1 protein-coding gene is annotated in these 503 nt (G+C 47.1%); it reads left to right on the forward strand.

Annotated elements, in window-relative coordinates; translation table 11 throughout:
- A partial coding sequence (locus R7Z49_RS28005) for a response regulator (protein WP_318112925.1) occupies window positions 1-503 on the forward strand: 503 nt, incomplete at both ends.

The raw sequence follows: 503 nt of genomic DNA on the forward strand, positions 1-503 counted from the left end.
GGTATTCCTGAAGCTGAACTGGATAAGATTTTTGCTATGTATTATCAAGTTAAGTCGGGCAAAGACAACTTGCATGCGGTAGGTACAGGCATTGGGTTAGCGGTTTCGAAACAGCTGATCAATATGATGGATGGGGACATTACGGTCACAAGTGAAGAAGGCTTTGGTAGTACTTTTACTGTGTCGATTCACGTTCCTATTGTTGAACTCGAAGAGCCGGTAATCGATGCGAAGCGCGACAATGTGCATCTCAACATCTTTATGGTTGAAGACATTGAACTTAACGTGACGGTGGCTAAGTCGCTGCTAGAAAGTTTGGGGCATTCCGTGACGGTCGCGATGACTGGGGAAGAGGCGTTAGTCAACTTTGTGCCGGATCAATACGACCTTGCGCTGTTGGACATTCAACTGCCAGACATGACAGGGTTTGATGTGGCGAAGTACTACCGTGAGCATTATGACCACTTACCTCCGTTGGTGGCGTTAACGGCGAACGTGATGAA

Source organism: Vibrio sp. 1562 (assembly GCF_033340155.1).
Classification (GTDB): domain Bacteria; phylum Pseudomonadota; class Gammaproteobacteria; order Enterobacterales; family Vibrionaceae; genus Vibrio; species Vibrio alginolyticus.